The 13,972-nt window shown below is 53.9% G+C and carries 11 protein-coding genes; 2 read left to right on the top strand and 9 right to left on the bottom strand.

The window, feature by feature from the left end; genetic code table 11:
• Positions 1 to 10 precede the first annotated feature (10 nt).
• Complete coding sequence (gene argA / locus F7R27_RS00410) at positions 11 to 1,357, top strand: amino-acid N-acetyltransferase (protein WP_151702250.1); 1,347 nt, start codon at positions 11 to 13, stop codon at positions 1,355 to 1,357.
• Positions 1,358 to 1,408: 51 nt separating this feature from the next.
• On the opposite strand, the gene F7R27_RS00405 is transcribed toward argA, so the two are convergent.
• The 4 genes from F7R27_RS00405 to ald all read right to left on the bottom strand — a co-directional run bounded on the left by F7R27_RS00405 (position 1,409) and on the right by ald (position 5,096).
• Positions 1,409 to 2,785, bottom strand: coding sequence for an ATP-binding protein (locus tag F7R27_RS00405; protein ID WP_151702249.1), 1,377 nt, complete (start codon positions 2,783 to 2,785; stop codon positions 1,409 to 1,411).
• A gap of 1 nt (position 2,786) precedes the next feature.
• A complete protein-coding gene (locus tag F7R27_RS00400; RefSeq protein WP_151702248.1) occupies positions 2,787 to 3,473 on the bottom strand; it encodes a response regulator transcription factor in 687 nt (228 codons plus the stop codon).
• Between the two features lie 16 nt (positions 3,474 to 3,489).
• The gene (locus F7R27_RS00395) at positions 3,490 to 3,771 is read right to left on the bottom strand and encodes a PepSY domain-containing protein (protein ID WP_168927389.1); all 282 of its coding nucleotides are present in this window, start codon (positions 3,769 to 3,771) and stop codon (positions 3,490 to 3,492) included.
• Between the two features lie 203 nt (positions 3,772 to 3,974).
• On the bottom strand, positions 3,975 to 5,096 hold the full coding sequence (gene ald, locus F7R27_RS00390; RefSeq protein WP_151702246.1) for an alanine dehydrogenase: 1,122 nt from the start codon (positions 5,094 to 5,096) through the stop codon (positions 3,975 to 3,977).
• A 163-nt stretch (positions 5,097 to 5,259) separates the two neighbouring features.
• Between ald and ilvD the strand changes: the two genes are divergently transcribed.
• Positions 5,260 to 7,095, top strand: coding sequence for a dihydroxy-acid dehydratase (gene ilvD / locus F7R27_RS00385; protein WP_151702245.1), 1,836 nt, complete (start codon positions 5,260 to 5,262; stop codon positions 7,093 to 7,095).
• A 120-nt stretch (positions 7,096 to 7,215) separates the two neighbouring features.
• Here the strand turns inward: ilvD and F7R27_RS00380 are convergent, their stop codons facing one another.
• From F7R27_RS00380 to F7R27_RS00360, 5 genes are all read right to left on the bottom strand, one after another.
• Complete coding sequence (locus F7R27_RS00380) at positions 7,216 to 8,442, bottom strand: EAL and HDOD domain-containing protein (protein WP_240776153.1); 1,227 nt, start codon at positions 8,440 to 8,442, stop codon at positions 7,216 to 7,218.
• Between the two features lie 135 nt (positions 8,443 to 8,577).
• Positions 8,578 to 10,467 carry a methyl-accepting chemotaxis protein gene (locus F7R27_RS00375; RefSeq protein ID WP_151702243.1) on the bottom strand — a complete coding sequence of 630 codons (1,890 nt, stop codon included), beginning with the start codon at positions 10,465 to 10,467 and terminating at the stop codon, positions 8,578 to 8,580.
• Between the two features lie 161 nt (positions 10,468 to 10,628).
• Positions 10,629 to 11,990, bottom strand: a complete 1,362-nt coding sequence (locus tag F7R27_RS00370) for a TRAP transporter large permease (RefSeq protein ID WP_240776152.1) — start codon at positions 11,988 to 11,990, stop codon at positions 10,629 to 10,631.
• 35 nt (positions 11,991 to 12,025) lie between these two features.
• On the bottom strand, positions 12,026 to 12,619 hold the full coding sequence (locus tag F7R27_RS00365; protein WP_151702242.1) for a TRAP transporter small permease subunit: 594 nt from the start codon (positions 12,617 to 12,619) through the stop codon (positions 12,026 to 12,028).
• Positions 12,620 to 12,659: 40 nt separating this feature from the next.
• A complete protein-coding gene (locus F7R27_RS00360; protein WP_151702241.1) occupies positions 12,660 to 13,724 on the bottom strand; it encodes a TRAP transporter substrate-binding protein in 1,065 nt (354 codons plus the stop codon).
• Positions 13,725 to 13,972: the final 248 nt, after the last annotated feature.

The following is a 13,972-nucleotide window of genomic DNA, read 5'->3' as shown; positions in this document are numbered from 1 at the left end:
CCGGAGCTAAATGACTGCTGTGACCGACAACACTCAACAACATGTCAGCTGGTTTCGCCACTCATCACCCTACATCAATGCACACAGAGGCAAAACCTTTGTGCTGATGCTCGGTGGAGAGGCGCTGGCTGAACCCATTTTCGATAGTATCGTGCATGACATAGCGCTGCTGAACAGCCTGGGTGTGCGCCTGGTGCTTGTATTCGGTTCTCGACCACAGATAGAGGCACGACTGGAAAAGCAGGGTATCAAGACACGTCTGCACCATCATCAGCGCGTTACCGACTCACAGACGCTGCAGTGTGTTGTTGAAGCCGTTGGCAGTTTGCGCTGTGAACTGGAAGCACGCTTTTCCATGGGGCTGTCGAACACACCGATGCATGGCGCACGCATCCGTGTCAGCAGTGGCAACTTCATCACCGCACGACCAGCCGGCGTGGTGGATGGCGTTGACCTAAGACATACTGGCGAGCTGCGCCGGGTTGATCATGAAGCGATCCGTCAGTTGCTGAATCTGAACCATATCGTGCTGCTGTCCAATCTGGGCTACTCCCCGACAGGAGAGCTGTTCAACCTCTCGGTGGAGGAGGTTGCCACACGCACCGCCATAGCGCTGAAGGCCGATAAACTGATCCTCTTCGGCAGTGAAGATGGCATACGTGACAGCCGTGGTGATCTACGCAGTGAATTGCTCGTTGCTACAGCCATGCGCATGGTCAGTCAGTATCTGGCGAAACTGGATGACCCTTCTGCCCCGCATACGGAGACATCACGCCTGCTGCAGGCAGCTGCCGAAGCCTGTCAGAGTGGCGTTCCGCGCTGTCATCTGATCAACTTCCAGCAGGATGGCGCCCTGATTGAGGAGCTGTTCACCCGTGACGGCTCGGGTACCATGGTGATTCGCGAGTCCTATGAGCAGGTCCGTGTAGCGGGCATAGAAGATGTCGGTGGTATTCTGGAACTGATCGCGCCCCTGGAGGCTAAGGGTGTACTGGTCAGACGCTCGCGTGAGCGGCTGGAGGCAGAGATTGAACGCTTCACCATCGTCGAACGCGATGGAGCCATTATCGGATGTGCGGCGCTCTATCCATTTCTGGAAGAGCAGGTCGGTGAACTGGCCTGCGTGGCGATCGACAGCAACTACCAGGGAGGGCAGCGTGGCGATATGCTGCTTCAAAAGCTGGAGGAACAGGCACGCGAACTGGGACTAAAATCCCTGTTCGTGCTGACCACCCGCACCGCACACTGGTTTGTCGAGCGCGGCTTCCGGGAGGCTTCGCTGGATGCACTGCCACAGGAGAAAAAAGCGTTGTATAACTTCCAGCGCAACTCGAAAGTCTTTTTCAAACCACTCTAGAAGGCTGTGCAACGATTATCATGAGCCGTGCAGTGGATGTGTGAGATGCCGTCATGGCTCTCGGGGGTGCGCACCACCGGGCAGGGATGCCCGGAAGGCCGCCCCACCCAGTTCAGAGTGAGACACCTCCAGCGCACCGTCGTAACTGCTGAGAATATCCACAGCAATAGACAGTCCGATGCCCTGTCCTGGTGCGGACGAGTCCAGCCGTGCGCCTCGTTTCAGTATCATCTGCCGCTGCTCCGGCGAAACGCCAGGGCCATCATCCTCGATATCGATCTGCAACTCCGCCTCACGAATGAGTGCACTGACCCTGACCTGACTGCGCCCATACTTGAAGGCGTTTTCCATCAAGGTTCCAAGCAGCTCCATAAGATCCCGCTCATCACCATGAAAATGAGCCTCAGGATCGATCAGCAACTCATGCCTTATCCCTTTTTCGGCATACACCTTCTGCAGCGCTGCTGCCATACGATGCGCAACCGGCTCCAGTGGTACAGGCCTGGCCAGTACCTGATGCGCTGACTTCACCGCACGCGTCAATTGATACTGCACTATCTGATCCATGCGCTGCACCTGATCATCGATCAGATGCTGGTACTCATCCTCGTTCAACTCTTCATTTCTGGCGCCCATGATAACGGCCAGAGGCGTTTTCAGGCTGTGGGCCAGATCACCCAGTGTATTGCGATAGCGCTCACGCTGCTGTCTTTCACTCTGGATCAGACGGTTGAGATTATCGGTCACTGTCTGTACTTCAAGCGGATAATCGCCCTCAAGAAAATCCGCGCTGCCCTGCTCGATACGTTGCAGATCCCTGGCCAGCCGATCCAGCGGTTGCAGCCCCCAACGCATGATCAGATACTGCACCAGAAGAGCCAGGATGAAAACAACACTGAGCCAGCCCCAGAGCTGGGTCTTGAAAGCATTCATCTGCTTCTTAACTGCGGTATCTGAGCGCAGGACCGACACCATGAAGTGGCGATCACGTCCATCAGCCTCCCAGACAACCGGGTATTGCAGCAGAAAATGCCCCTCCTGCCAGTAGTGTTCAAACCAGATATCACCCGGCTGCAGTTGCTGCTCGGGCAGATGCTCAACAAGAGAGTCCGACAGAAGATAGCTGGAGGGAGAGCGCCAGAGCAGGGCATCCTGGCTGTGGATAAATCCATACACGCCCGAGTCCGTCTGGCGAAAGCGCGATTCAGAGGGGAGATCAGGCAAGCGTAGCTCACCATTATTCAGCTCAGCAGATCCCAGTAACAGATACACTTGCAACTGGGCCTGGGACTCCTCAGAAGCCACCAGGCTTTCATAGAAAGCTCTCTGAAGGGCAATCACCGCAAATACCACCACCAGTGGCAGCAGTATGAATGAACCCCAGAGCAGACGGGCCTTTAACGAGCGAGGAACCAGCCGCTGCAGCAAATCAGACTCCGGTACCCAGTTCCGGGTTGATACGGTAACCCAGCCCTCTGACGGTCAGGATCGGCTGCAGTGTCTGATCGGGGTCCAGCTTCTGCCGCAGTCGGCGAATAAACACCTCAAGCACGTTGCTGTCACGATCAAAATCCTGATGATAGAGGTGCTCCGTCAGTTCTGTTTTGGAAATGGTTTTACCGGCATTCATCATCAGATATTCGATGGTGCGGTACTCATAACTGGTCAGCCTCACCTCTTCATCCGACAGATACAGCAGTCGAGCAGTGGTATCCAGCTTCAGGGGGCCAAATTGTAATTGTGGCTGGGCATGCCCGGCCGAACGACGAATCAGTGCATTCAAGCGTGCAATCAACTCTTCTGGCTGAAAGGGTTTTACCAGATAGTCATCGGCACCCGCCTCCAGTCCTTCGACCTTATCCTGCCAGTTGCCCCGCGCTGTCAGTATCAGAATGGGAAAGCGCCGCTGATCCGCACGCCACTGTTTGATCACATCCAGTCCTGACATCTCCGGCAGCCCGAGATCGACGATGGCAATATCAAACTCATACTCACACCCCAGGTAAACCGCCTCCTTGCCGTCCGCACACTCCTCAACCGTGTACCCCTTCTGGGACAGGATAACCGACAGTTGCCTGCGCAGATCCGGATCGTCCTCAACAACCAGCAGCTTCATCACTTACTCCTTAACATCAGGGCGTCACAACGCGCCCGGTATCTGCTTCTATCTTGACATCCCTGACACGTCCTTCGTTCACTAAACGAATATGGAAAAGTTGCTGGCCTTCCTCTTCAACCTCTTCGGCCTTGAGGATCTGGCCACCATACGTTTCAAGGGCGATCTCGGCAGCGCGTTTGAGGTCGATCACATCGGCTTCCTGAGAGAGGGCTGGAGCAGACAGCGACAGACCAAGCAAGGCCAAGCAGGTGATGGCCACTTTTCGCCAGCATAACGCAAAACGTTTAACCAACATCAGGACTCCTCCACTTCCACTGCGTCTGGCTGGCGGAAGTCGATCAAAGATGAAATGAAGAATATATGCCCTGAGTCTAGCGTGTACCAGATTAACCGGTTCTGAACAATCAGGGACAGGGTGTTTCAAACGAAGCATTCTACTACCCCTGTCCAGATCCAGAAAGTGAATAGACACACCTGCAGCCTTGCAATGCTCTGGCCTTAATGCCCTTGCAGCAACGCCGGCAGGTCTCCCAATGAAAGATCAAAAGCCTCAGCCACGCCCTGACAGTACAGCTCACCGTCATGCACATTGAGCCCCGGCGCAAACCCCTTATTACTGCGCAGCGCTGCCTGCCAGCCCAGTTGAGCCAGATGCAACACATAGGGAAGCGTCGCGTTGGTCAAAGCCTGCGTGGAAGTGCGCGCAACGGCACCCGGCATATTTGCCACACAATAGTGCACGATACCATCAACAATAAAAGTCGGGTCCGCATGGGTGGTCGGACGGCTGGTCTCAAAGCATCCACCCTGATCTATCGCGACATCCACCAGCACCGCTCCCGGCTGCATCAGATCCAGCATCTCGCGTGTGATCAGTTTCGGCGCTGCCGCGCCCGGCAGAAGCACCGCACCGATCACCATATCTGCCGAACTGATTCTGGCCTCGATCAACTGGCGGGAGGAAAAAAGTGTCTCGACCTGACCACCGAAAATATCATCCAGTTGACGCAACCTGGCAATTGAGCGATCCATGATCGCCACGCGTGCGCCCATTCCCAGCGCAACCCTGGCAGCACTCTGCCCTACCACACCGCCACCGATGATCAGCACCTGCCCAGACTCAACACCGGGAACCCCCGACAACAAAACCCCTCGCCCCTGCTGAGCCTTTTCAAGGCAGTGGGCACCTGCCTGTACGGACATGCGCCCAGCCACCTCGCTCATCGGTGCCAGCAGTGGCAGCTGCCCCTGAGCATCGGTGATCGTTTCATAAGCTATGGCGGTACAACCACTGGCAAGCAGTGCATCTGTCTGCGGCCTGTCAGCGGCCAGATGCAGATAGGTAAACAGAACCTGCCCCCTGCTCAGCCAGCCACACTCATGCAACTGGGGCTCCTTGACCTTGACCACCATCTCGACACTTTTGAACAGCGCTTCGGCGCTTTCCTCCAGCGTGGCACCCGCTGCTACATAATCCTCATCGGAAAACCCGGCCCCCAGACCCGCACCCTGTTGAATCAACACCTCATGACCCTGCATACACAACTCTCTGACGCCGACCGGTGTCATGCCGACTCGATATTCATGCGTCTTGATTTCGGCAGGTACTCCTATCTTCATACAACCTCCTAACTGGGGCATTTGATCATTATTGTTATTCTGCTTTCATATTATTCAGTTGCATAAGTGTAGTCGATTAAACTCAGTTTGAAGGGTACTCGGCGGTGGGCATGTGCTGATATACTCGACCCATTGATGAATATGTAACCGAAGGACAGCCTCAATGCCTGAGTATCGTTCCCGCACATCCACCGCCGGTCGCAATATGGCCGGTGCCCGCGCACTCTGGCGCGCCACTGGTATGAAAGATGATGACTTTCACAAACCCATCGTCGCAGTTGCCAACTCCTTTACGCAGTTTGTACCGGGCCATGTCCACCTGAAAGATATGGGACAGCTGGTCGCACGCGAGATCGAAAAAGCAGGCGGCGTCGCGAAAGAGTTCAACACCATTGCTGTGGATGATGGTATCGCCATGGGTCATGATGGCATGCTCTACTCGCTGCCCTCACGTGACATCATTGCTGATTCGGTCGAGTACATGGTCAATGCTCACTGCGCGGATGCCCTGGTTTGCATCTCCAACTGTGACAAGATCACACCGGGAATGCTGATGGCTGCACTGCGCCTGAATATTCCAGTGATTTTTGTGTCCGGCGGCCCGATGGAAGCCGGCAAAACCAAGCTGTCTGAACACAAGCTGGATCTGGTTGACGCGATGGTGATCGCAGCGGATGACTCTGTCTCGGATGAAGTCGTTGCTGAGTATGAGCGCTCCGCCTGCCCGACCTGCGGCTCCTGCTCCGGCATGTTCACCGCCAACTCGATGAACTGTCTGACCGAAGCGCTGGGTCTGTCACTGCCAGGTAACGGCACAACGCTGGCGACCCACAGCGACCGCCGCCGCCTGTTTGAAGAAGCCGGCCATCGTATCGTTGAGCTGGCCAAGCGCTATTATGAGCAGGATGATGCATCCGTGCTGCCACGTTCCATTGCGAATGTAAAAGCCTTCGAGAACGCCATCACCCTGGATATCGCCATGGGTGGATCGACCAATACCATTCTGCACCTGCTGGCAATGGCCCAGGAGGGCGAGATTGACTTTACATTGCGTGACATAGATCGCCTGTCCCGCAATGTACCCCAGCTATGTAAAGTGGCACCCAACACGCAGAAATACCATATTGAGGATGTCCATCGTGCCGGCGGCATTTTCGGCATACTCGGTGAACTGGATCGTGCCGGAAAGTTGCACAGTGATCTACCGACTGTTCACAGCAGCAGCATGGCCGAAGCCCTGGAAACCTGGGACATCATGCGTAATCCGACACCTGAGGTGAAGGAGTTCTACAAGGCAGGTCCTGCCGGCATTCCAACTCAGACCGCATTCAGTCAGTCTACACGCTGGACATCACTGGATGGTGATCGCGCTGCCGGCTGTATCCGCAACTATGAAAATGCCTTCTCTCAAGAGGGTGGTCTGGCCGTACTCTACGGTAACATTGCGGAGGATGGCTGCGTTCTGAAAACGGCAGGTGTGGATGAGTCGATCCATGTCTTTGAAGGTCCTGCGCATATCACAGAATCTCAGGATGAAGCGGTACAGAACATTCTGGAAGACAAGGTCAAGCCCGGCGACGTCGTGATCGTGCGTTACGAAGGCCCCAAAGGTGGCCCAGGCATGCAGGAGATGCTTTACCCGACCTCCTATCTCAAGTCCAAAGGTCTGGGTAAACACTGTGCGCTACTCACCGATGGTCGCTTCTCCGGTGGCACATCTGGCCTGTCAATCGGCCACGCCTCCCCTGAAGCTGCTGCCGGTGGTGCGATAGGCCTGATTCAGGATGGCGACATCATCCGTATCGACATTCCGAACCGCAGCATCAATGTGTTGCTGTCTGATGAGGAGCTGGCCAAGCGCCGTGCCGAACGTGATGCACTTGGCTGGAAACCAGCCAAAGAGCGACCACGCAAGGTATCCGCGGCTCTGAAGGCCTATGCAAAGCTGGTGACATCTGCCGATACAGGTGCTGTCAGGGATCTGAGTCAGCTTGACTGATCGTTGAAGTGATCAACCAGGTCACGCAGGCAAGTGTCATGATCAAAGTGTAAAAAAAAGGGGCCGGTCTAAACCGAGCCCCTTTTTTATGCTGGGTGCTTCATGTGCGAACTCAACTGTTCAGCGCTTACCGGAATCCTGCAGCGCCTGCATGATCGACTGTGACCAGTTCAGGCTGTGGCGATAAGCCACCTCATAGTAGGGAAGCTCCAGCATCTTCTTCAGTGAACCGAAGTCACCACGCTCATAGGTCTCGACTTCGGTCAGAACCTCACCGAGCGCCCCCTCGCGTTTGAGCAGGGCTTCCTTGATTTCTGCCAGCAGGGGCACCTGCTGCATCAGGTCATCCATCGGCATATCCATCATCACATCCAGCTGCGACAGCAGGCCGGTGATGAAGTAGTTCATCGGCTCCGCTCTGCCGGTCATCTCGGCCAGCAGTTCACACATCCTGCCTCTGACCAGCATGTTACGTGTCAGCTCATCCGGCTTGCCTTCATCGCTCTTGGCCAGAAACAGCATCACCCAGCGCTTGATCTGCTCCATACCCAACATCGCGATGGCATGCGACAGAGAGCTGATCTCGCGACGAAGGTTAAACGCCGCCGAATTGACAACGCGCAGAATCTTATAGGTCAGGGCGGGATCTTTCAGAGCGATCTCTTCAACCGACGCAGCCGTGGCACTGGTTTTTTGCAATTCTGCCAGCAACTGGATCAGCACAACCTTGTTGCCGGACAGTTTCTTGCCACGAATCAGCTTCGGACGACTGAGAAAATAGCCCATATAGAGCGCGAAACCCATCTCCAGACACTGACGGAACTCATCCTGTGTCTCCACTTTGTCTGCCAACAGTTCCAGCTGATAGGGTCGCAGTTTCTGCAGCAGTGTCGGCAGTCGATCCAGACCCAGCAACTGGATATCCAGTTTCAGTACATGGATGATATTAAGCAGAGGTTCAAAGCGTGCATCAGAGGGGTCATAGTCCGCCAGAGCAAGACGAAACCCCTTCTTGGCCAGCTCTTTGAGCTTTTCAATCAAGGCTGGGGTGATCTCGGAATGCCCCAGCAGCTCCAGCACAAAGCTCTGGCGTGGCAGATCAGGCAACTGATCCCCCAGCAGAATTTTATCCGTTACCTTCAGGAAAAATGGCAGATTCTGAATATCCCCATCCACCGAGATACCCGCATAGCTGCTGAGCAGTACCTCAAGGGTGACTTCATCGTCTTTCAGCCCTTGTACAAAGTTGCCCTGCTCATCGCGAAACAGCAGTTCGAAGGCCGCGACATCCTGACTTTTGGTGAAAATCGGCTGACGCGCCATCAACACCGGTAAACCTTGACTCATTGAGTCCTGCTGCGTTTCCTTGGTAACCATTGCCACTCCGTTATCGGGTTACAGGCCAGTAACAATCAGGCAAATAGTATACCCAAATATTCCCACCCTTGTGCAAGGGAATCTTCGACAGCAGATGATTAAACTTCAGGCAACCCGAAAGCGCGATGATTTGTGGCTCAGGTCAGCAGCCATCTCATGAATCCTGCGGCTATTTCCGGAGATGGTCTCTATGGACTCTGTATCACTGCGCAGTTGTTGAGCGATAAAATCCATCTCCTGACTCATATGCAAAGCGGTCTTGGCCACCTCCTGCACCGCATGGGCCATCTCTGCCGACGATGCAGACCCTGTACTCGCATTTGCTTCTATTTCACTCATCGCCTGTTCCGCCTGACTACCCAGTTGCTCTATCGCACCGAGCTTTTCCTGGCTGGATTGCATCAGAGAAATGGTACTGCTGGTCGAGCCTTGTATCGAATTGACTATATCTGTAATGCGCGATGTTGCATCAACGGTGCGCTCTGCCAGCGAACGTACCTCATCCGCCACCACCGAGAAACCGCGACCGGCATCTCCTGCCCGAGCGGCTTCAATCGCTGCGTTCAGCGCCAGCAGGTTGGTCTGGTTTGCCAGATCATTGATCATCCCGATCACATTATCAATATCCAGTGACAACTGCCCCAGAGCATTGAGTTGCTCACCAGTCTGATTCACCATCCGATTGGACTCATTCAGATTGCTCAGCAACTGCCTGAGGATACCCATACCGGATTTGGCTGACTCAAAAGTGTTTCTGGACTGCCCACTCAGCTCGGCTGTCGTGTCAGAAATAGTGGAGATAGTAGCGGAGATCTCCTCTGTGGATGCTGCCAGTGAGTTTGTCTGCTGGCTGAGCGAACGGTTGCTGCCAGCAATGTTATCCAGCTCACTGTTCAGTTCGGAGACCCTTTGATCAACTGCGGCGCTGATGGTGACAACATCCCCGATCACCGCACCCAGCCCATCCGACATTTCATTTACCGAATGACACAAGGCATCAAATTCATCATTTCGCTTATTGTTGACGGCCAGTCTGACGGTGAGGTCACCATCCCTTACTTTGCCCAGATCACTGATCGTGTCTGACAGGGTTCTTTTAACGCTGTAGCCGATCAGCAGCAACATAACGATCACACCGACAGCCACGATGAGACTGACCAGTGCCAGGGTGAAAATCGCCTGACCAGAGCTGCGCTGGGCATTCTCCTGAGCCTGAGACACCAGGCTGGTCAGCAGGGCCGAAGTCTGTTGGTGGTTTTGGTTGAACGCTACCCTTACCTCCCTCAGTGTTTCCTGTACCTGCACCAGACCGGTATGCATCTGGGTGAATCTGGCCACCTCTTCGCGATAGTCCTCTATGACGCTGCCAAAGCGCTCTTCAAGCCCACCGAGAGCAGACACACGTTCCATGAAACCATCATACTGTTGCTGAAACAGCGCCAGGTTATCGGCACTGGCTGCAAATATGTATTGGCGCTCAGCGTCTCTGACGCTGAGAAAAGCCTGCTGAATCACTGAAAGGAAGGACACCTGCTCCAGTACCGACTCGCCTGACGCAGCCACCTGACCCTTCTGACCTGAGCCGGCATCAAAACCCACCTGCGCCTGAACTGCCGCCACCTGCTCCAGTGCATCAAAGTATCGCACCAGCAGTTGACTGGTCGTCTGCAGTGCCTGAACGGCACCCGTTTCAGTTGCCAGCTCGGCATCCCTGAGCAGCTGTGCGCTGAAGGTATTGCGGCTCTGTTGCAAGCTACGGGTAAACTCGGGGTAGGTCGCATCCGTCACCTGTCTCAAATGATCGGACGTTTCGAGCATGGAAAGCGCCAGCGCGTCGATATTGGATTTGATACCGGATAACTGCTGCAGCTGGTAGTTGGCTGTTGCCTGGGTTTGCAGGCCATTGAATGCCACACCAGCCAGGAGCAAGAAGCCAGTGATCACAGATGCCAACAGAATAATAAGCTTGGCACGAAAGCTAAGATTCGTAATCATCGCAACTCTTCTTATGATTATATTTGAGATTGCATGATTGCCGCGCACTCATTGCAGACAGCAAACATCGTACTGCCGAGGGGCGGCAGCCGGAAACGTCCTGTCACCGCAGCATGCATCCCTGCTACTGCGGTTATCCAATTATAAAGATCAAAGCTCAATCAACCGTAACGCACACCCGGTAACCAGAGCACAAGATCCTTCCAGTAGAACACCAGCGTCACCGCCAGCAACTGGATCATGATGAACGGAATAACACCCTTGTAGATGTCCGTTGTCTTGATCTGTGGCGGCACTACACCCTTCAGGTAGAAGAGCGAGAAACCAACCGGAGGGGTCAGGAAGGATGTCTGTAGCGCCAGCGCAAAGAGCACAACGAACCAGGTAAGATCGAAGCCCAGTGCAGCCACAACAGGACCCACCAATGGCAAGAGTATCAGGCTGATTTCCAGCCAGTCGAGGAAAAACCCTGCCACAAAGGTGATCAGCAGAATCACCACGACTATCCCTTCAGGCGACAATGGAATACCTTTCAGCAGACCACCGATGAACTCATCTCCACCGAGTGAGCGCATCACCACGGCAAACGCAGTTGCACCCAGGAAAATCCCGAATACAAATGCAGTTGTCAGGGTTGTCTTGCGGCTGACATCCTTCAACACTTCATAATTGAGTTTGCCATTCATCCAGGCCAGAAGGGTCGCACCCAGTGCGCCAACACCCGCGGCCTCAGTCGGTGTGGCAATGCCGAGGAAGATGGTTCCCAATACAGCGAGAATCAGTCCCAGTGGTGGCACCACCGCCCAGAGCGTTGCAGCAATCATCGACCAGGTGATAGGCGGCAGATCATCCCGAGGTTTGGACATACCGGGCACAAAGATCGACACGATGATCACATAAGCGATATACATCAGGCCCAGCATGACACCGGGGATCAGCGCACCCATGAACAGATCGCCTACGGCCAGTGACAACTGATCGGCCATGATGATCAGCATGATGCTGGGTGGAATCAGAATCCCCAGGGTACCGGCCGAAGCCACGATACCGCTGGCAAATGCCGGTGAATACTTCTGCTCCAGCATGGCCGGAATTGACAGCATCGCCAGCAACACGACAGAGGCACCAACAATACCGGTAGACGCTGCCAGCAGAATACCGATGGTGATGACCGCAACACCCAGACCGCCACGGAAACGGCCGAACAGATTAACGAAGTTATTCATCAACCGCTCTGCTACACCCGATCGCTCCAGCATCAGCCCCATGAATATGAACATGGGCAAGGCTACCAGTACCCAGTTACTCATCTGCGCAAAAATGCGCTGGACCATCACACCAAAGATGCGCCAGTCGGTCAGAAAATAGGTATCCACATCAAAATACTGATAGGCCAGTATCGAGCCAACACTGAACAGCACGGATATGCCGGCCAGAATCCATGCTACCGGATAACCGGTAAAAATCAGCAGAATAAAACTGCTGAGCATGGCAATGACAATATATTCATTCACTTCAAACACAGGCTTCCCCTTCTACACTCTTGTGTGCAATGACATCAAGGCAATCGCCGTGCCCGGGGGAACCCGGTCAACAGGGACAGCGCCCGCAACAGACGTGCCACACCCGCCATCATCAACAACCCGAAGGCAACCAGAATCACGGACTTGATAATCCAGCGCATGGGTAGTCCACCCGGAGCCGCTGAAACCTCATTGATCCGGTATGAGCGCTCCACAAAGGGATAGGCATAGGTCAGAATCAGATAACAAAAAGGCAGGAACAGGATCAGGATGCCAAGGATTTCGATCACCGCACGCTTACGCAGTGCCAGGTGCTCAGCCAGAACATCCACCCGAACATGGCCATCATGCACAAAACAGTAGGATAAACCGATCATGAAACCAGCGGCATAGAGGTGCCACTGAAGCTCTTCAAGAGCGATGAAGTTGGTACCCAGAACATAGCGCATGATGACATTGCTGACTACCAGCAGCATCAGTGCTATCCAGAGCCAGGAGAAGACCTTGCCAAAGAAGTCAACAATCCCCTCCAGCAGATCTGAGATAAGAGTACGAGGGTAAGTAACGGCGGCCGCTTTGTGAGCGACCGCCTCCTCGATTTTCTGCAAATCAAGTTTGTATTCAGCCATGGAAAAATTCCACCTCGCTTACAAGGAAGTCGATAAAGTATTAGTCTTTATCCACACCCCAGTCACGCGGCAAGTAACCCAGATGCTTCCATGAGCTATGCTCAGCCTGAAACTCTTTCATTGAGCTGTAGACCTTGGCAAACATCGGGTCAGTTTCTGAACGACGCGCCATGACACGATCAGTAGCTTCTTCGAAAGCTGCGAGAATTTCGTCATTGTACTGGCGCATGTTCACGCCTTTTTCAGCAAAGCGCTTCAAAACGGCACCCTGAAGTGCTTCGGCACGTGCCAAGGCATAAGCGTTGCCAGCCATACAGGTATTTTCGATCAAGCCTTTAGTCTGATCATTCAGCTTGTTCCACTCATCCATGTTCACATAGAGGAACTGGTTGGTGGATGGCTGATGCCAGCCTGGCAGATAGTAATATTTTGCAACCTGATAGAAACCCAACTGCTCATCAACGGTTGGCAGAGAGAACTCGGTACCATCCAGAACACCGGTTTCAAGTGCCTGATACAGCTCACCACCCGGCAGCATGGTAACAGACATGCCGAACTCGGCCATGATCTCGCCACCGACACCCGCTGCCCGGAATTTCAAGCCACTCAATTGATCAACAGAATTAATCTCTTCACGGAACCAGCCAGCAGCCTCAGGACTGATAGTGCCGCAAAGTATCGGATAAACGTTATGCGGTGCAAAGGCTTCTTTCAGCAGTTCATCACCACCATGGAAGTACATCCATGCCAGAAACTCCTGAGACTCAAGACCAAAAGGCGTCGCCCCGAAAAGTGCAGAGACAGGTAGCTGTCCCCACTCGTAGCCCATCCAAGAGTAACCAGCCGGGATATTTCCAGAACTGACGTTTTCAAAAATACTGAGGGCTGGCACCAGCGCACCTGGTTCGAAAACCTGAAGCGTGACTCTGCCACCACTCATCTGATCCAGCATTCTGGACACTTCTGGCATAGTGTCGCCCAGTGCTGTCAAGGTGGAGGAGAAGGACATGGGGACCTGCCAACGGACACGGTCAAAATCGGCCATAGCTGCTGTAGAGACTACCAGCGTGGTGGACAGTGCCACCGCTTTCAGAGCATGTTTCATCAAGTTCTTCCTCTTATTTTTGTTTTACCTGCAACCACTGAGCGATCAAGCACCAGATAGATTACATTCTGCTTAGTTAAAATGGCTCAGGTCATGTTTTCCAACCCCAACCAAATTGGTATTACCAATTAGCCAGAAAAAGCTCCCCAACATTATTTCCTTACGTATCGTATGTCAAGGTAGAAATAGTCTGATTCTTTGTCCAATGAGGGAGAACAAAAAAACAGACACTCCCATTTCCAGCATTT

The organism is Nitrincola alkalilacustris (assembly GCF_008973755.1).
GTDB classification, from domain to species: domain Bacteria; phylum Pseudomonadota; class Gammaproteobacteria; order Pseudomonadales; family Balneatricaceae; genus Nitrincola; species Nitrincola alkalilacustris.
This window is presented reverse-complemented; position numbering and strand designations above follow the sequence as displayed.

Bases quoted from the DNA above. Each gene is read 5' to 3' on its own strand.
- argA (WP_151702250.1), top strand. From the start codon at position 11: ATGACTGCTGTGACCGACAACACTCAACAACATGTCAGCTGGTTTCGC.
- F7R27_RS00400 (WP_151702248.1), bottom strand. From the start codon at position 3,473: ATGAAGCTGCTGGTTGTTGAGGACGATCCGGATCTGCGCAGGCAACTG.
- F7R27_RS00395 (WP_168927389.1), bottom strand. From the start codon at position 3,771: ATGTTGGTTAAACGTTTTGCGTTATGCTGGCGAAAAGTGGCCATCACC.
- ald (WP_151702246.1), bottom strand. From the start codon at position 5,096: ATGAAGATAGGAGTACCTGCCGAAATCAAGACGCATGAATATCGAGTC.
- ilvD (WP_151702245.1), top strand. From the start codon at position 5,260: ATGCCTGAGTATCGTTCCCGCACATCCACCGCCGGTCGCAATATGGCC.
- F7R27_RS00380 (WP_240776153.1), bottom strand. From the start codon at position 8,442: ATGAGTCAAGGTTTACCGGTGTTGATGGCGCGTCAGCCGATTTTCACC.
- F7R27_RS00375 (WP_151702243.1), bottom strand. From the start codon at position 10,467: ATGATTACGAATCTTAGCTTTCGTGCCAAGCTTATTATTCTGTTGGCA.
- F7R27_RS00365 (WP_151702242.1), bottom strand. From the start codon at position 12,619: ATGGCTGAATACAAACTTGATTTGCAGAAAATCGAGGAGGCGGTCGCT.
- F7R27_RS00360 (WP_151702241.1), bottom strand. From the start codon at position 13,724: ATGAAACATGCTCTGAAAGCGGTGGCACTGTCCACCACGCTGGTAGTC.